The organism is Alteromonas sp. MMG017, assembly GCF_018100795.1.
Classification (GTDB): domain Bacteria; phylum Pseudomonadota; class Gammaproteobacteria; order Enterobacterales; family Alteromonadaceae; genus Alteromonas.
In genome coordinates this window covers 179,476-198,248 of the sequence record NZ_JAGJDY010000010.1, presented here as the reverse complement: position 1 = coordinate 198,248, position 18,773 = coordinate 179,476, and the positions used below count along the sequence as shown (strand labels likewise).

The following is an 18,773-nucleotide window of genomic DNA, read 5'->3' as shown; positions in this document are numbered from 1 at the left end:
CTGATAACCCTTCAGCGCAGACCGGTTACGTTGCGTAACCTAATTTTTATTTCCAGGAGTTATCCATGTCTTTTTCTGAGTTGGGCTTAGCTGCCCCGCTACTACAAGCTATTGAAAAACAGGGCTATACAACGCCTTCGCCTATTCAGCAGCAAGCTATTCCCATTATTCTTGAAGGCAAAGACATACTGGCAGCAGCGCAAACAGGTACAGGTAAAACCGCGGGCTTTTCTTTGCCTTTGCTACACCGTTTATTGGATGGCAGACCCGCTGCATCAAACTGTGTTCGTGCACTTATTTTAACGCCAACCCGAGAGCTGGCGGCGCAGGTAGAAGAAAACGTAAAATCGTTTAGTGAATTTCTACCGCTTAAAACCGCCGTGGTATTCGGTGGTGTGGGTATTAACCCGCAAATGAAAGCGCTACGCTCAGGTGTTGATGTACTTATCGCCACCCCAGGCCGCTTGCTTGACCTTTACCAACAAAACGCGGTGAAGTTCAGCCAATTAGAAACTTTGGTGTTAGATGAAGCGGATAGAATGTTAGACATGGGCTTCATCCATGACATAAAGCGTATTCTTAAATTGTTGCCCACTAAGCGACAAACTCTATTGTTCTCAGCGACGTTCTCTTCTGAAATAACCACGCTGGCGCAAACCATTACGAACAACCCTGAAAAAGTGTCTACGGCACCTGCTAATACGACTGTTGAAACGGTTCTGCAGCATTTAGTGCCTATCGACAAGTCTAAGAAGACAGCAGCCTTAATTAGCCTAATTAAGAAAAATGGTTGGAAACAGGTGTTAGTGTTTAGTCGAACTAAGCATGGCGCTAACCGTATTGCAGACAAACTGAGTAGAGCGCGTATTCCCAGTGCAGCAATCCATGGCAATAAAAGCCAAGGTGCACGTACTAAAGCGCTGTCTGAGTTTAAAAGCGGTGAAATTGATGTGCTAGTAGCGACTGATATCGCTGCCCGCGGTATCGATATCAACGAGCTACCGATTGTTATTAATATCGACTTGCCAAACACGCCTGCTGATTACGTTCACCGAATTGGCAGAACAGGTAGAGCAGGGGCGAGTGGTCAAGCATGGTCTTTCGTTAGTATTGACGAACTAGATCAACTTAAAGATATCGAAACCCTAATTCAACAATTGCTTCCGCGCCACGTTATTGAAGGTTTCGAGCCTCAAGCTAAAGTACCAGAAACCACATTGTCAGCGCCTAAAAAGCCAAACAAGCCTAAGCGTCCACGCCAATCTCAAGGTGGAAATGGTAACGGTAATAGCCAAGGTGACAGACCAGCACGTCGTTCAGGTAGCCGAAATGGACCTCGTGGGCAGGGTAGACCGGGCGGTTCTGGTAAGCCAGGCGGCTCTGGAAAACCCAGCGGTTCAGGTCGTTCAAACGCTGGTAAACCTAGTTCGCGTAGAGCACCAACGAGTAAAGCCTAAGACATAAATTAACGTGTTCGGGATTAGCCCGAACACGTTAGCGCTTTACTTTAATTAGCTTCAAGCGTTAATACCACGCCGCTCTTTTTAAGCTGTAGATGTTGCCGGCTATTAAGTAAAAATAGGCGATTCGCGTCAACCTCAAAATTATTCGCCAAAACGTTCTTCACTGTTTTAGCACGAGCCTCGGCTAAATTAGCAAGTTCCCGCTTCGGTACATCAATACCACTTCTAACTTGGTTGTACATGGCGATATAAAGTGCTTGTTCAATTAGTGCTGCATCAGGTGTTACTTGAGTAGGCGTTGTTTCGCTATTCGCAGTCTCTTCACGTGTCTCTTCGCGTATACCATTACCTGAACCTTCACCGTCCGCGCTTTGCTGCAATTTAGCTATAACCACTACACGTTCTTCTTCCACGGTTTTACCGGTGGTGCTAACGAATAACGCACTTAATGCGTCAGCGAGAGGGCCGCTCACTGGCATGGTACTTGGCGACAAGTCTACAGGTAGTGCCTCTTGACCAGAAAGCGTTAACAGCTGTTGTTGCAGTTTCTGTTCTGCTAGTTCATAGGCGTCAGGTACTTCATCTACTGTACCCTCAATGTTTACGCGAAGCCCTGGGCGTTTAGATAGCGCATCTGCAAGGGTAGCGAGCTTGCTTGATGCGGCGTCAGATAACTGTGATGAGCCATGCGTAAAGTCAATTTCGTTAAGCTCATCGTCGTCGCTGCCGACTAAGTTCGCTAGCAACGAAAAGGGGGCAGTCACGGCTTTCGTGATCAAGTTACCAATTGCTTTTAATATGATGGAGCCAAAACCAAAGGTGGGGCTATCTAAATCACCTGACACTTCAAGACCAAGATCAATAACCCCGTTCGAGTCTTCTAATAATGCAATGGCGAGCCCAAGGGGTAAGCTAAGCGCTTGGTCAGAGTCTGTCTTTCTACCCAAGGTAAGCTGGTCGATGACCACGTGGTTATTACCCGCTAATTGATTGTTTTCTAGAAAATACTGTATATCAAGTGACAATAAACCCTTGTCGATGAAGTGGCCCATATACGTGCCCGAATAAGGGTTTACAGATGTTAGTTCAGCGCCCTCTACGGTGAACGTAAGGTCTAAAAAGATATCTTCTATTAGCGGGTTAATAGAGCCGTATAAAGCGACGGGTGCGTAGCCATCTATTTTGCCTTTTATGTCTACATCAGCGGCGGTGTCGGCACTAGATGAAAGCTTGGTAATACTGCCGTTTAGACTTTCAATACCGGACGCAAAGCGTGGGCGTAAAGAATTATCAGCAAAGTAGGCGCTACCATCATTAAAGACTATTTCTTGAATGCGGATAACCAGCTCAGAGGTTTCTTCGGCTGAAGTAGATTGGGTTTCAGTTTGCGATTCAGGTTCAGAATCAGATTGGACACCTTCGGGCGTATTTGTTGTCGAGGCTGTTTGCTCCACCACAATATTACTAAAGTTAGTTTGCTTATCTTCAGCGATTAAAAGCTTCGCGTAGGGTTTATCCAGCGTAATTTTTTCTAAAGAAAGGGTACTGTCAGTAGAACTATATGCAATACCCTTTGCTTGAAAGTCAGCCCATTGCAATAAAGGCTCTTGCTTTAAGCCATCGATAATTGTGAGTGACGCTATATTTGCCTGACCATCAAATATTATTTTACTGTCACTGTCCGCTTCGAAACTCCCTGAAAGGGTTGCACTACCGTCTTTAAGAGCAAGGTTTAAATACTGTTCCACATAAGGCTGAAGTTGTGAAAGGCCGAACTGGCTGACATCAATAGTACCCGAGACGGCTTGCTCATTGGCTACAATAGTGCCTTTACTGCTTATTGATGACGCGGGTGGGGCTATCGATGAAGTGTCTGATAGGCTTGAAGGGGAAGACTGCACTAAGCTGCCACCGAGCTTCATATCAATAGCGTAATCGATAGGCGTGGTCAGAGTTGAATCGATCACGCCTGTGCTTACGTTTAACGGGAATACTCGCCAGTTAACCCCGTTAGAAACCATACCTTCTTGAACGAGTACATCGCCATTGTTTAGAGCGAACCCTTGCAATATTACGCGCCAAGCCGCTTTATCACTTTGTGTGGGGTCAACAGAAGCTGAGTTCCCTGTGTTTGGCGCTGCGCTGGCGCTAGAATCTGATGACGTAGGCGAAGCTTCTGCGGCTGTTGTAGAAGACGGGGCTGTTGTAGAAAGAGAACTCGAGGCCGCTTGCGGCGCTTTTTCATCAAGCCCTTTTGGGGTAAACATTGAGACCAAATCTACCCCCGATTGGTCGATTTGTGCACTTATCCAAGGTTGCTGTAGGCTAAAATTGGCCACATCAACCTGCTGGGTTTTTGTGTCTAGATTTATGTCACTAACACGTAATTCAGCTAGCTTAACTCTGGGGCTTTGTTTATCAGAGATAACTAATTGAGATAAAGAGAATTCGGCATCATCTGCCTGAAAGCGAAAGTCGTTATCGGTTTCTGACAAGTGGTAATTTAACGAAAAGCTGAGTGCGCCGTCTGTTATTTTTGCATCAATCACGTCATCTGATAATGGCCAAAGGGGCGCTAACGCAATTTGATTTACATGGAAGCTACCTGCCACATCAATAGGGGAAAGTTGAAACTGCCCATCAAATTGAACGCTTCCGCCTTCGGTGGTCGCTAAGGTGAACGCATAGTGATTAGCAGATTTTTCTTCGCTGCTATTGCCTGTATCTAGGTTTAAGGAGGTGGCGAGGGTATCAAGGTTGGTTAATGTGAATGACAGTTCTGGATAATCAAGTTGCGTGTCGGTGACATGATCGGCCACTGAAATATGACCATTGCTCAGGCGAAATTCTGCCAAGCGAATATGAGGTATTTCGCTTTGCTCTTGCGCTTCAGGCTCTGGACTGTTTTCGTCCGCTTTAGCGAGCGTGTCGATAATGTCAGAAAAATTAAATACAGTGGATTTTTGATCAGGCTGCGGTGAAGTATCACTCTCCGATACCCTAGCAAGGTGTGCATAAGGCGTATTTAAGTAAAAATGCTCTAGGGTAGGGGTAAAGCTGAATAGGGTTTGCCAAAAGCCCACATCAAGCTCAAGTAGTGTAAACGCAATAAATGCGTCGTCGCTACTCGCTTCTTCAATCGTAAATCCAGACACCCTGGCGCGCAGCAAGAAAGGATTAATTCGAATATTGTCGATACTGACATTTCGCCCTAACTTTTCACTTAATATTTTGGGCGCTTTAGATTCAAGAACTAAAGGCGCAACTAGGCCCAGTATTAACGCGTAGAATAAGTATGCCGACAGAAAGTAGGTAGCAATACGCCGCCATTTAGGTTGCTGCTTAAATGAAGTGGTTAAGTTTTTTATGGGCATAATTATTCTAGACGTATTAAAAAGAAGAGGAAAAGGCGGCGAATAAGTGATGGCATAGGTCAATCACTCACTCAGCCGCCAAAAATAAATATTAAAGCATTGAGGCTAAATTACCTAAACCAGACTGAAGTAAAGACTGTGTTTCTTCATTGCTGTTCAGGTAAGTGTTAATTTGTGAGATAAAGCTGCTTATCATATCTGCATCTAAACCCAGTGCATCGAATTGTTGCTTCAATTCGTTTATAGAACCTAGAGAACTACTGTATTCAGAGGCTTTGCTTAGTAAGCCTGACATGGTTGAACCGCCATTGGTAGAATCTGCCGCAACAGAAGGTACGTTTTCTAACAAAGACTCTAACCCAGGGATGGCACTGGCAAGTTCTGAATAATCAGCAGTAGTGAGGTTGCCTTTAGCATAATCAAAAATAGATGCTAAACCACCTTCAGATTGCGTTTCACTTACGCCTAAATTTTCTGACACCATACTGACCAAACTAGACACATCCAACGAACTAGCCTCAGCTACTTCTGTGGTTTGTGAAGTGGATGTATTGGCATCACCCAACATACCTTTTAGTTTGTTAAGCGTGTCGTTGGCAGAAGCGTGTGCCGAAAATGATAATGTAGCGATAACGAATAAAGATAAAATTTTCATAAGACTTTCCTTTGAAGTAGAAATCTACCGGGCTTTAGCTAGTGTGTCAGCTCACTAAAAGTAAGGTGTTCGCAAGCATAGCTCGATAATGCGATAGGTGAAATTTAGGCGGTATTCTGAAGCGCTATCCTAACGTAAATTTAGTGCTATTGCCTGAAATAAAGTGTAAAGCCGCTTTACATTCGTGTGGGGAAATACGATGCGTGCAGTAAGTCCTGTGGTCATTATCTTTTATAGAATAGGCGGGCGTTTTATATGAGGCTAAGAGTTGTTATTAAGCTAAGTGCTTTGGGTCGAAAGCATCGTGTAAAAGCGCAGGGGGAAATATCGTCTACACACATTGGGTAGGGAAGTAGTACTTGAGGTTGTTACTTCATAAGGCATGTAAGCCGGCAGGTAAATGGCTACAACCTGTGTGTTGTAGCCATCGTCAGTGCTTATTTTAGTCTAAATCTAGTCTAGCTTTTTCAGTGGTTCAATTTTAGGGATTAATACCCATACTGCCGCCATTGCTACAATGGCAAGTGACGCACCAATGATAAACGCAGGAGCATAGTTACCATCAGCGGTAAGGTATGGGACCAATGCAGTTAAACCGACCGCGCCTAACTTTGCAGCCATGCCTGAAAAACCCGCTAAGGTGCCTACGGCTTTTTTACCCAGTAAATCGCTAGGTAGTGTTTGTACATTACCAATGGCGGTTTGGAATCCAAACAAGATAATCGCCATAATAATCACCGCCATAGTTGGGGAACCAGGTTGCGACATAGCCAAAAGCGAAGGAAGCATAATTAAGCAACCAAGGGTGATGGTTAGCTTTCGGGTTTTATCTGTATTCCAGCCAGCTTTAAGTCTATTTTGAGCAAGAAGCCCGCCAAACCAAGCACCGAACATTGCGCCCACATAAGGTACCCAGCCGTAAATACCGATAGACTTAACATCCATGGCATAAACTTCATTTAGGTAAATAGGGATCCAGAATACAAACAGCCACCAGATAGGGTCAATAGCAGCAGAGGCTATGATTACGCCCCAGCTTTGCTTGCGCTTAAGTAGCTCGCTAGTAGAAGGGTTATATTCTTCTACTTCAGTCTCAACTAAGTCAGCTGACATGGTGGTTTGACGTTGACCAGTAAGGATGTACTCACGCTCTTCATCAGTAATCCATGGGTGTGCGCCAGGTGGCGCTTTCACTAGAATTAACCAAGGAATCAACCAAAGTAATCCTACTGCACCCACAACAACAAACAGCATTTGCCAACTAAAATAAACGGTTAAAAATGCAATCAAGGGTATAGCGATTATGCCACCAATGGCAGCACCGGAATTAAATATACCCTGTGCGAGTGCACGTTCCTTAGTGGGAAACCATTCTGCATTCCCTTTAGCCGCACCTGGCCAGTTGCCAGCTTCCGCAACACCTAATATGGCGCGAAAGAGGCTAAAGGTTAATAGACCTTGTGCAAATGCATGAGCAATGGTGGCCAACGACCATACACCGATAGACAATACAAAGCCTAAACGAGTACCAACCCAGTCGAAAATCTTACCAAAAATGGCTTGCCCAAACGCGTAAGCAAATACAAACACAATGGAAATATTAGCGTAAATTTGCTTGCGTTCTAACGCTGATTCATCCGGAAATAACTCTTCAACAATATCAGGCCACAATACGCTGAGCGCCTGACGGTCGATATAGTTAATCACGGTGGCAAGCGCAATTAATGCGATTACCCACCAACGTAAGCCATTTAATTTCACAATGTTATTCCTCTAAAAAGTCTTCGCGAGGAGGACTAAATGTGTCAATTAAAATGCCGCCAGTAGGACAAACTGCGCCGTGGTCTGCATGAGGTGGAATAAGGCAGCTATCACCCGGTTTCATTACCTTAACTTCGCCGTTGATGCTGAAGTGGAATTCACCTTCAATAACGTAAGTGACTTGAGAGTGTCTGTGCGCGTGCACGTACCCTTCTGCGCCTTTGTCAAAAAAGACTTTAACCATCATTAATTCTTCGTTATACCCAAGCATTTGGCGTTTTAGCCCGCCGCCGATATCTTCTATTTCAGTTTCGTTGCCTGATAAAAAAAGTGCGCTTTGCTTTTGCATTTTACTTGCTCCTAATAATTAAATAGCTCTTAAATGGCGGTCTACCATTTAACAAATAGGGTTTGAATTCTTATGTGAATTTGAAACGAGTGTCATTCAGAGATGTGTTGTTACTAAACGAAGCAAATACGGTAGAAGAAAAGGGGCTTGTTTGTGTGATGTAGGATAAGAAGCACATAGGGTGTTACCTCACCTTTTTATTGTTAATGAAACAGTTCAGTTACTAACACAGTAAGAGTTCGGTTAACTTCACAGCACGTTAACTACAGGTGTGCGCTTTCGTTATAGCCTAGTAACCCCAAAAATCACAGTAGTCTAGTTATTTGCTTTGTAAATTGAGGTGTAACAGGGGGCTTAATACTAACCAATATTAATAAAGCGATTGGTTGGCATCAAGCACCCAAGTAGTTCAGACAGGATCTACTTTTTTAATTTTAGAAAGTAATCAAAAATCTCTGGTACGTTTCCGTTACCCATGCCAGCTTCAAATGCAGCCTGCAAGTTAGAAGATGAACCTTCTGCAATTTTAGACTGTGTTCCTAAGTCTTCTACCATTTGTAAGAAATAGCCAAGATCTTTATTCGCATTTGCGATTGAGAAACCAAGATCACTTACATCATCAACGGCATAGTTCTTACAGAACTGCATGAATGGTGAGCTTGAAGGACCTGTCGACATAATATCGAAAAGTTGTTGGCGATCAACGCCAGCCAAGTCAGCTACAGCAAATGCTTGAGACATTGCACATACTGTTGTCATACCCATGAAGTTATTGATTAACTTAGTTGTATGACCAGCACCTAATGCGCCAAGGTGGAAAACGTTCTCGCCTTGGTCTTCTAGTACAGGCTTAACCTTGTTGAAGGTATCGATATCGCCTGCAGCCATAATATTAAGCAAACCATCTTTAGCGTGAGCTGGTGTACGACCAAGAGGTGCGTCGATCATACCAACGCCTTTCTCTGCTAGGTCAGCACCAATCTTGCGAGTAGATGCAGGAATTGAAGTACCAAAGTCTACCAATACAGAGCCTTCTTTCATGCCTGCAAGAATGCCGTCTTCTGCATACATTACTTTTTCGACAATGGCTGAAGTAGTTAAACAAAGCATAACGATATCTGATGCTTCAGCTAGTTCTTTAGCCGAAGAAACTGCACTAGCACCTCTAGCAACACATGCTGCTACCGCATCTTTGTTAAGGTCCATTACATTAAGCTCGTAGCCTTTCTTTTGTAAGTTTTCGACCATATTGCCGCCCATAAGGCCTAGACCGATGAAACCGATGACAGGTTTTGACATGTATAACTCCTAAAATATCATGGCACAGGCTGTGATGAGAGTGATGTGAACTTCACTTCATAGCCGAGTGCGCTATCTTGCTTCTAATTAATTTAATAAGTAATTTGAGCTTAAGATTAACGTCTCGCTAAATAATTGGGCTCAGTAATGAACAGAGTAACTGATGATAGATGTACCCGCTAAAATTGAAGGGGCAATACATTCTTCCTATCAAAAGACCACTTACCAATTAAATATTCACCATTAACCAATGCCAAACTTAATTCGTGTCTCTTATCGACTAGTATGATGACAGTCCATTTTGCTTCTTGAACCAATCAGCATATCAAAAACATTATTAGTATCATGCCATATTGTCAACCAATAATTAAAAAATGGTACTAATTTGGTTTGTTTTTTAATTTTAATTTGAATTTTTTGTTAACGGTTTTCTTTGCCGTAAAATTGTATTTTACAAAGCTTAATTAATTCATGCTACTGAAATTTAATGGTTTTTATTGTTCATTGATAGTGCTTTTGAAATGTTTAATAACCGTGAATATCTTGATCTATTTGGTAATTTTAATTGGTAACTAGTGGTTTGGTAGTGGGTTGACGACTATGATTGGGTTGGTTAGTCTTTGAACAGGTTGAGGGTTAAACCAGATTCAGATATTCATTCTAGCAGTTTTCGCCATAGATTCGAGTCATCCAGTTCACTGGTTTACTATCAACGAGCCTTTCGCGTGAATATCTACTTACATAGAAACATGAATTTCGGGAGATAAGACAATGTCGATGACAGGTAAAGTTGCAATTGTATCGGGTGGGGGCAGAGATATTGGTGCTGCTTGTGCGGTAGAGCTTGCTGCTCGTGGTGCTAATATTGTTATTACGTATCAGGCAAGTGCAGACAGGGCGAAAGACACTGTTGAGCAGATAGTTGCTGCGGGAGGGAATGCTATTGCTATTCATGCCGACCTCACTCAAAAAGCTGATGTTCATAATACGGTTGAAACCACATTGTCGACTTATGGGGCAATAGACTGCCTAGTCCACGTATCAGGTGGTTTGGTAGAGCGTAAAAAGATAGTGGAAATGGATTTAGCACATTGGCATAAAGTACTCGATGTAAACTTAACGTCTTTGTTCCTCATGGTGCAAGGGGTTATCCCCCACATGAAACCGGGTAGTTCAATTGTTACCTTCTCGTCTCAAGCCGCACGAGATGGCGGTGGCGGTGGCGCTATCCCATACGCAACATCTAAAGGTGCTGTCTCTACCTTTACAAGGGGCTTAGCGAAAGAGCTAGGACCAGATATCCGCGTGAATTCAGTTTGCCCAGGTATGATATCCACCGGATTTCATGACACTTTCACTCCAGACAATGTACGCTCAAATGTAGCAGGGGCCACCTGTATTAAGCGAGAAGGTACATCTGAAGAAGTCGCAAAGCTGGTGGCATTTTTAGCGTGTGATGATGCGTCTTATATGACCGGCAATAATGTGGATATTAACGGTGGCTTGCTTTTCTCTTAACAGTTAATAACTAAACTCTATCAACGAAGATGTTGATAAATTATTACCGATAGTTAAATAAAAGCCTCCTCCGAGAGGCTTTTATTTTTGCCTGGTTTACAAAGGCGAAGTTAATATAATCTCATTAAATCATGATCTTATACTTACCTTGAAGTTTGGTAATATCAATAGGTATATTAATTGGTAATATAGAAAGTTAACAACTGGTTGACATTGTGTTGTGGGGTTGGTTACATTGATACCTAGTATCTTTCGGCTCAAGTTGAAACATTTTTGACTTTTGGTATGACGCTAATCAGCACCTCATTATTTGATATCGCTGCTATGCTTCATGCAAGTGTTAAGTGTTGAAGAGCCCCTTCTTTAATCATATAAAGGCGATTGTCGTCTTTCAGATAACTTAGGTTGTTTGCATGAATGCTAGTGTGTTTTCTGTTCCTGTTTTAGTCACTTGTAGCCTACTTTTTGTTGCCGGCTGTAATTCAACTTCCTCACAAGCTGGTGTAAAAGAAGACAGCGCCGATATTTCCAATCCTTCGTTACAAGTATCTCAATCAGATGGCATTTTAGTTGCCGACAAAGAGCAATTTCTCAAACAAGCTGAGTCGTTAAAAGCGGGTGATACCATTGTACTTGCTGATGGCGTTTGGGAAAATTTTGAAATTTTATTTAAAGGTGTCGGTACACCAGAAAAGCCCATTACACTAAAAGCGCAAACTAACGGTGGTGTCGTCTTGTCAGGGTTATCTAACCTTCGACTAGCAGGTGAGTATCTTGTCGTAGAGGGCTTAGTATTTAAAGACGGATATAGTCCTACCGGTGAAGTGGTATCATTTAAAGAGAACGACGATAACCTTGCTTACCATTCCAGGGTTACTCAAGTGGTTATTGATGGGTTCAGTAATCCAGATAAATTCAACTCTGATAAATGGGTTGTGATGTACGGTAAGCACAACCGCTTCGACCACAGTCATCTAGAAGGGAAAAGTAATGCGGGCGTCACAATGGCGGTACGCTTGAATACGGAAGATAGCCAACAAAATCATCATCGTATCGATCATAACTACTTTGGCCCTCGTCCAATTTTGGGCTCTAATGGTGGTGAAACCCTTCGCATAGGTACCAGTAAGTATTCATTAAGTGACTCATTTACCATTGTTGAAAATAACTATTTCGACAGATGTAACGGCGAAGTAGAAATCATTTCGAATAAATCGGGCAAGAACCAATTTTTAAATAACGTATTTTTTGAAAGCAGAGGTACGCTTACCCTTCGCCACGGCAATGGAAACCTAGTGGAAGGGAATGTGTTCTTTGGTAACGGCAAACACCACACCGGTGGTATCCGTATTATCAATGCCGACCAAACGGTTCGTAATAACTACATGGAAGGGTTAACAGGCATAAGGTTTGGCGGTGGTTTTACCGTTATGAATGGTGTGCCGAATTCATCTATTAACCGCTACCATCAAGTTAAAAACGCCAAAATTGATAACAATACCTTGGTGAACTTGGATAATATCAACCTAGCAGCGGGTAGTGACGCAGAACGCTCGGCGACGCCTATTAATAGCAGCTTCGCGAAAAACTTAGTGATAAATAATAGCGGTGAAAATCCATTTAAAATTTTTGACGATGTGTCAGGAATTAGTTTCAAAAATAACCTTGCAAGCCAATTACCGCAAGATGAACTAGCGGAAGGCTTCGATGTTAAAAATATCGAATTAGTACGAGGCGAAAACGGGTTGTTGCAAAGTAAACAAGCGCAGCAATTAGAGGTTGGCGCACCCGCATCTTTAAACCCAACGCTAAAAGAAGACACAGGCGTAAACTGGTATGAGAAAGCAGGTTTACCTATAGAATTTGATTCTGGTAAAACTGTTAGCGTAAGTTCTGCTGATGAGCTTTACCGTGCTGTGGCCGAAGCAGAAAGCGGAAGTACGATACTGCTTAAAGCCGGAAGTTACTCGCTAAACAAACAGATGCAGGTTAAAAGCGTAGTAACACTTAAAGCAGAGTCACCGCGCTCAGTTACCCTGTACCCCATGCGTTCTTTAATGATTGAAATTGAAGATGGGGGAAGCTTGAAACTGGATGGGCTAAATATATCAGGTAAAAAATCGCCTGACAGTGCGGGCAATGTACTTATCCGCAACACTAAGTTGCCTACTTTGTTTAATCATAAGCTTGCCATTCACAATACGCACATTACCGATTTAAACGTGAACCATTCCTCTCATGTATTCGATGCGGGTTACAGAAGCTTAGCCGATAACATCGACATTACTGACAGTGTATTTGAAAACATCACGGGTGACGTATTGCGACTAGATAAAGAGCAAGATGATTTAGGCATTTACAATGCCGAATACGTCACCATCAAAAACTCTACTTTTTCGAACATTGAAGGTGCCATTGCAAAAATTTATCGCGGCGGCACAGATGAAAGTACCTTTGGCCCGCACTTCACCTTGACGGATAGTGATATCACTAATGTTGGAAAGGGGAAGCGCAACAAATCTAAGTCTTCTATTTTCCTACTGGGTGTGCAACAAAGCCTAATTAGTGGCAATACGTTTGTAGATAGCAAGCTTGTAACTATCGATCACACGGTAGGTGAGCCACAAACTCAAATTCTTAATAACACCTTTGATTCTACGCCACTTCCTGAAGTGACCGAAACCTTTACTAAAGGGGCATCAACGGCAACGTTAAAAGGGAACCAGTCGAAGTGACACCCTGCGGGCTAACGCTTTAGACAGTACGTTTTATAAAAATGACGACAAAGTAATATTAGGTAAGGTAGTAACATGAAGAATTTGAGATGGTGGGTAATTGCACTGGTTGCACTGGCAACAGTGATTAACTACATAGATAGACAATCGCTTAGTGTATTGTGGCCGTTTATGGGAAAGGAGATTTACCCCAATAAAACGGATGCCGAATTAAAAGAAGTGTACGGTATTATTAGTATTGTATTTCTTTTTTCCTATGCCTTCGGCCAAGCTATATTCGGTAAGGTGTTTGACTGGGTAGGCACACGCATAGGTTTTGTTCTTTCTATTGGTATTTGGTCTATTGCTACCGTGCTGCATGCTTTTGCACAAGGCATATTAACCTTCAGTGTGTTCCGCGCCATCTTAGGTGTTTCAGAAGCAGGAAACTGGCCAGGCGCAGCAAAAGCTAACGCCGAGTGGTTTCCCACTAAAGAGCGTGCTTTAGCTCAAGGTATATTTAACTCTGGTGCAGCCATTGGCGGCATTATTTCTATTCCTCTGATTGCTTACCTTGCCTTATTTTTCAGTTGGAAAGCCATCTTCGTAATAGTGGGTTGTACCGGTCTACTTTGGCTTATTCCTTGGATCATTGTGGTTAAATCGCCACCAGGCTCACACCCTTGGATCACCGATGAAGAAAGAGAGTACATCCTTACCGGCCAAAGAAACGAAGCGACCAATGCCGATGGCAGCGCTATTGCTGAATACACGCCTACCACTGGGCAGTTGTTATCACACAAACAGAGCTGGGGCGTGATTATCGCCACTGCGGCAATCGACCCTATTTGGTGGCTATTTATTGTTTGGATCCCCACCTATTTGGTAGAAGTTTATGCCATGGATGTGAAGGGCTTGGCTATTTATGGTTGGGTTCCTTATGTAGGTGCCATGTTAGGTGCTTGGTTCGGCGGACTGCTTGCGCAAAACAGACTGGGAGCAGGTTGGTCAGTAAACAAAGCGCGTAAGTTAGTGATTACACTGGGTTGCTTAATCATGTTGCCAGCATTGTTGATGTTATCTAACCCGAACAGTGAAGTTGCTGCTGTATTAATTATGGCCACTATTCTATTTGGCTTTCAAACGGCAATTGGAAACGTACAAACCTTGCCTAGCGATTTATTCGGCGGTAAGTCGGTGGGGACATTGGCTGGCTTTGCGGGTATGGCGGCCAAACTAGCGGCAGGACTTTTGATATACGCAGTACCTTCGTTAACTGCTGACGGTAGTTACACAGTGGTCTTTGTTATTGGTGCGGCACTTGCCATCGTTGCTGTACTAAGTATTTGGGTTCTATGCCCTAAAATTGAACCGGTTGAAGCTAAGCGATAGTAATCGCTTAGCTCTATGGCTTTGTAAATAGGGTAGGTAGCGTTTATGGCGGCAATAGCAAAAGTGTTAATAGGCAGTGTAGTTTTTACTACATTAACACTGGCGAACACCGTGGCTGCTAATACTTCACTAGCTGAAAGTTTGGCGGCTACCCATACACTTCCTGAATCACATCAAGCACTTCCCCAAGGGGAGTTGCTTGGTGATTTTAATTCACTTGACCCTTCAAAATCTCCCAATGAGAATTTTGATTTATTAAGTTGGACTCTTAGCCTCCCTACCGATTTAAATAAAGATTTAAAAGCCGACATCATTTATGAAAAAGCGTTAAGCGATAGTTTTTCATTGAAGCCGCTTTTTTACACAGCTACAGACGGGGGAATGGTATTTGCCTGCCCTAATGCTGGGGCAAAAACATCCAAAAATACCAAGTACGCACGAACTGAATTACGAGAAATGCTGCGCAGGGGTAATACACGTTTTAAGACCAAAGGTGTCACGAAGAACAATTGGGTGTTTAGCTCGGCGCACGGTTCAGTTAAGCGAAAAGCGGGAGCAGTGGAAGGCAGTCTAGAAGCAACTCTTGCGGTAAATCGCGTTTCTACTACCGGAGACAAGAACAAAGTTGGTCGAGTTATTATAGGGCAAATTCATGCGACTGATGACGAACCCATTAGACTCTATTTCCGCAAGTTACCTGGCAATGACAACGGCTCAATCTACTTTGCCCATGAAATTAACGGTGGCGATGATGTATGGGTCAACATGGTGGGAAGTCGCTCTCATACGTTAGAAAATCCTGAAGAGGGGATAGCCCTTAACGAAAAGTTTAGTTATAAGATTACGGTACAAAACGACATCTTATTTGTGACCTTAATCCGTGAGGGTAAATCAAACCTAACCAAAAGCTTTGATATGAGCAAAAGTGGTTATAACAAAAACAACCAGTATATGTATTTTAAAGCGGGTGTTTATAATCAAAACAATAGTGGTTCGGATAAAGATTACGTACAAGCCACCTTTTATCATCTAGAGAATCAACATTAAAAAGGGGTAATCAAGCTCGTATTATTAACCCTAATGATGTCCCTTTTTCACTTCGTTCTGCTCAATTCAACTCTTCTTAACTCTACTCCACATGGCACCATGCCTTACTTTTAGTACTTCTTCGCGAGTGTATCTTGACGCTTTATACCCAACATTCACCGTAAAAATAAATTGGTAATAACAATGTGTTCACCATTGGTCAAAAGTTGCTAGCCCTGTCAGCAAGATCTAGAAACATCTTTGTGAATTAAATGTTATCGCAATGGCATGATAATGGTGGTAAAAGTTATTTTATTGTGGTTATATGTGCCGACAGGTTAACAATGTTGTCTTAATGTAATTTCAATTGGTAACCTATAACTCTTTAATTTGGTAATAATATGGTGTGGTTCGCTACTTAATAACCAAAACCAATCACTCGGAGAATAGAGCCATTATGAAGTTTAAAACATTCGCACTTTGTGCCATTGCTGCAGCAATTACAGGCTGTAACGTTAGTACAGATGTTAGTTCAGACAACAATCCCAATACATTGGGTTCAATTGTGCTTTCAGGGACGGCAATAAGCGGTGAAACATTAAGTGCGACCGTAAGCGATCCTGATGGTATTTCTGACACCGTAACCTATTACTGGTACGCCGACGGTGTTGCTATTGAAGGCGCTAACTCTTCATCATTCACACTCACCGATGATCAGATTGGTTCACCAATTACAGTTCAAGGCCTTTATACCGATGATGGTGGCATTAATGAATCCCACATCAGTGACCCTTCCGACGATGTAATGGCTATTGCGTCAGATGCGACAATTACGCTGAGTGGCGACGCACTTGTAGGTTCAACGTTAACAGCCACCGTTGCTGACGAAAATGGAATTGAAAATGCGGTTATCGTTTACGCATGGTTCGCGGACGATACGCAAATAGAAGATGAAGTTACTGCAGAATTAGAACTTACCGACGCTCAGTTCGGCACAGTCATAACTGCTAATGCCACATTCGAAGATGATCGTGGTTTTAGTGAATCTGTCACTTCAGCGGCAACGGATGTAGTGGCACGAGTTAACTCTGAGGGTGCAGTTGTTATTACAGGTACGCCGACAGTAGGCAATACGCTTACCGCCGAAATTGCTGATGAAGACGGTGCAACAGGTGATATTTCTTACCAGTGGTATGCTGATGATGCGGCCATTGATGGCGCAACCGCCAGTACTTACGTGGTAGGTGCCTCATTGGTTGGCACAGTGATCACCGTGAAAGTCACCTATGTAGATGACAACGGTTTTGAAGAAGACATTACATCTGCACCCACTATTCCAGTTACCAGCGTTGCGGTAGACCAAGCGGGTAGTATCGAAATTATGGGTACTGCGCCTTACTTGGCCAGTGCCACACTAACGGCTGAAATCACTGATAATAACGGCATTGATGAAGCGAACGTTGTTTACACCTGGTCAGCTGATGGTGTTGAAATTGCCGACTCAAACGCTAAAACTTTTACGCCAACTGCTTATGCAGGCGCGATTATTTCAGTGAGTGCAGCTTATACCGATAACGATTCGTTTACTGACACAGTAACGGATGCGTTAGATTCTGTGGTTTATACCCAAGTAGTAGGTGATGCTACAGCGCTTGAATCTGCATTAGTTAGCTTAGCTGATGGCGATGTACTCGGCTTAAATACGAATACCTACACAGGTATGGCTGCGCTGGAATTAACCAGTGGTATTGAACTTCGTGCGGTTGAAGGTGAAACCCCTACCTTTACTGGTGATTTTTGTATTCACGTTGCAAGCTCGGCTGATGGCGCTGCGGTAACAGGCTTAACCTTCACCGATATCGATACCCTTTCAGGCTCTACTTGTGATAGCGGCGAAGAAGCCATGATTTATTCTGAAGGTGATAACTTCGTTTTCTCGCAAAACACCATGGGTAATGAACAAGCTTCATTGAACTACCCTGATGACGCTTTCCATTGGATGGTAGTGAAAGGTAGCGGCGCACTTATTGAACGTAACACCTTCTCTGGCCGCTCAGTGGCTGCAGAAGGTTCTATTATTAAACTAGCTTCTTCTGGTGCTGACCACATTATTCAATACAACTTGTTTAGCGAAAGCCCGAATGAAAACTTCGATAATTCTAGCCTTCTTCTGCTTAACCTAGGTAGTACTACTGGCGACGATTCAGCGGACATGGCTAACTTCACGGTTCAGTATAACTTGATTGACAATGTGACTACTGGCCGCCGCTTGATGCGAGTTCAAACCTCAGGTGCCACTATTAAAGGCAACACTATCGTTGATGCTAGTGGTGGTATTTCACTAGAAGACGGTGGGTTTAATACGGTTAGCGATAACATCATTATCCGTACAACCGATATTGCAAGCTCTAGCGAAAGACCAAGTGGTGTTCTTGTAACGCCATTAGGCCACACCATTACCAACAACTATATTGCGGGTATTCGCTCTGGCAACAAAGAGGCTGGCGGCATCGTATTTACGGTAAACCCATTCTCTCAAGCTGACGGCGGCGTTCCAAATTCTGGTAACCAAGCGGTATTAGACGGTTCTGGCGACCTATCGCTTACCGTAACTAACAACACGGTACTTAACTCGCTACAACCTATCGTCTTTAGTACTGAAATTGGTTCAAAAGCAGGTGTTGATGATTGTGATGATTTAGCGGAAACCACAACACTATACGGCCTTAGTAACCAGTTTTTCGTTATCGACTTTGACGCGAACTTAATTGCCAATGGCTTAAACAATGACGCTTCGACTGAAGGTTTATACCTTAATGCCGACGGTGGTTTCAGTGACCATTCCTTCGAATACGACTGCGACTTAATCAACCACACAGAATCAACCCTCACCAACAACTTTGGTTTTAGCGACAGCTACATGTCGGGTGATACCTCTGATGACTGGGTAGATATTAGAAATATCGATGGAAATGGCGAGTTTGATACCGATGGCGCCATTGACCAAGACCCTGCTGGGAATGGCAAAGAAGTGCCTGAATTTGTAGTTGCTGAGAGCACGCTTATCGAAACAGACGGAAGCGGTGCGCAGGCAATTGCTGGTGCGAAAGGCCTTTACTACATTCAAGCATCTGATGTGGGCGTAGGCTCTACATGGACAGCAGACGATGAATAACACAACACACACAGCCCTATACACATTAAAAGACACAACGGAGATCT

11 protein-coding genes are annotated in these 18,773 nt (G+C 43.3%); 6 read left to right on the top strand and 5 right to left on the bottom strand.

Features of this window, described 5'->3' with window-relative positions; genetic code table 11:
- Window positions 1–65: 65 nt before the first annotated feature.
- Window positions 66–1,457 carry a DEAD/DEAH box helicase gene (locus tag J8L84_RS16125; RefSeq protein WP_211071578.1) on the top strand — a complete coding sequence of 464 codons (1,392 nt, stop codon included), beginning with the start codon at window positions 66–68 and terminating at the stop codon, window positions 1,455–1,457.
- A gap of 50 nt (window positions 1,458–1,507) precedes the next feature.
- Here J8L84_RS16125 and J8L84_RS16120 read toward each other — a convergent pair whose 3' ends face one another.
- The 5 genes from J8L84_RS16120 to J8L84_RS16100 all read right to left on the bottom strand — a co-directional run bounded on the left by J8L84_RS16120 (window position 1,508) and on the right by J8L84_RS16100 (window position 8,901).
- Window positions 1,508–4,837, bottom strand: coding sequence for a DUF748 domain-containing protein (locus tag J8L84_RS16120; RefSeq protein ID WP_211071577.1), 3,330 nt, complete (start codon window positions 4,835–4,837; stop codon window positions 1,508–1,510).
- A 91-nt stretch (window positions 4,838–4,928) separates the two neighbouring features.
- Window positions 4,929–5,492, bottom strand: a complete 564-nt coding sequence (locus J8L84_RS16115; protein ID WP_211071576.1) for a DUF2780 domain-containing protein — start codon at window positions 5,490–5,492, stop codon at window positions 4,929–4,931.
- Between the two features lie 453 nt (window positions 5,493–5,945).
- Window positions 5,946–7,253: an MFS transporter gene (locus tag J8L84_RS16110; protein ID WP_211071575.1), complete on the bottom strand. Its 1,308-nt coding sequence runs from the start codon at window positions 7,251–7,253 to the stop codon at window positions 5,946–5,948.
- Between the two features lie 4 nt (window positions 7,254–7,257).
- On the bottom strand, window positions 7,258–7,602 hold the full coding sequence (locus J8L84_RS16105; RefSeq protein ID WP_057789516.1) for a cupin domain-containing protein: 345 nt from the start codon (window positions 7,600–7,602) through the stop codon (window positions 7,258–7,260).
- 420 nt (window positions 7,603–8,022) lie between these two features.
- Complete coding sequence (locus J8L84_RS16100; protein WP_211071574.1) at window positions 8,023–8,901, bottom strand: NAD(P)-dependent oxidoreductase; 879 nt, start codon at window positions 8,899–8,901, stop codon at window positions 8,023–8,025.
- 771 nt (window positions 8,902–9,672) lie between these two features.
- Between J8L84_RS16100 and J8L84_RS16095 the strand changes: the two genes are divergently transcribed.
- The 5 genes from J8L84_RS16095 (at window position 9,673) to J8L84_RS16075 (ending at window position 18,726) form a co-directional block, all read left to right on the top strand.
- Window positions 9,673–10,419: an SDR family oxidoreductase gene (locus J8L84_RS16095; RefSeq protein ID WP_211071573.1), complete on the top strand. Its 747-nt coding sequence runs from the start codon at window positions 9,673–9,675 to the stop codon at window positions 10,417–10,419.
- 413 nt (window positions 10,420–10,832) lie between these two features.
- Entirely contained in the window at window positions 10,833–13,154 is a 2,322-nt protein-coding gene (locus J8L84_RS16090; RefSeq protein WP_211071572.1) for a polysaccharide lyase 6 family protein, read from the top strand.
- 75 nt (window positions 13,155–13,229) lie between these two features.
- The gene (locus tag J8L84_RS16085; protein ID WP_211071571.1) at window positions 13,230–14,525 is read left to right on the top strand and encodes an MFS transporter; all 1,296 of its coding nucleotides are present in this window, start codon (window positions 13,230–13,232) and stop codon (window positions 14,523–14,525) included.
- A gap of 45 nt (window positions 14,526–14,570) precedes the next feature.
- Window positions 14,571–15,572 (top strand): polysaccharide lyase family 7 protein, encoded by a 1,002-nt coding sequence (locus J8L84_RS16080; protein WP_211071570.1) that lies wholly within the window; start codon window positions 14,571–14,573, stop codon window positions 15,570–15,572.
- A 436-nt stretch (window positions 15,573–16,008) separates the two neighbouring features.
- Window positions 16,009–18,726 carry a chondroitinase-B domain-containing protein gene (locus J8L84_RS16075; protein ID WP_211071569.1) on the top strand — a complete coding sequence of 906 codons (2,718 nt, stop codon included), beginning with the start codon at window positions 16,009–16,011 and terminating at the stop codon, window positions 18,724–18,726.
- Window positions 18,727–18,773 lie beyond the last annotated feature (47 nt).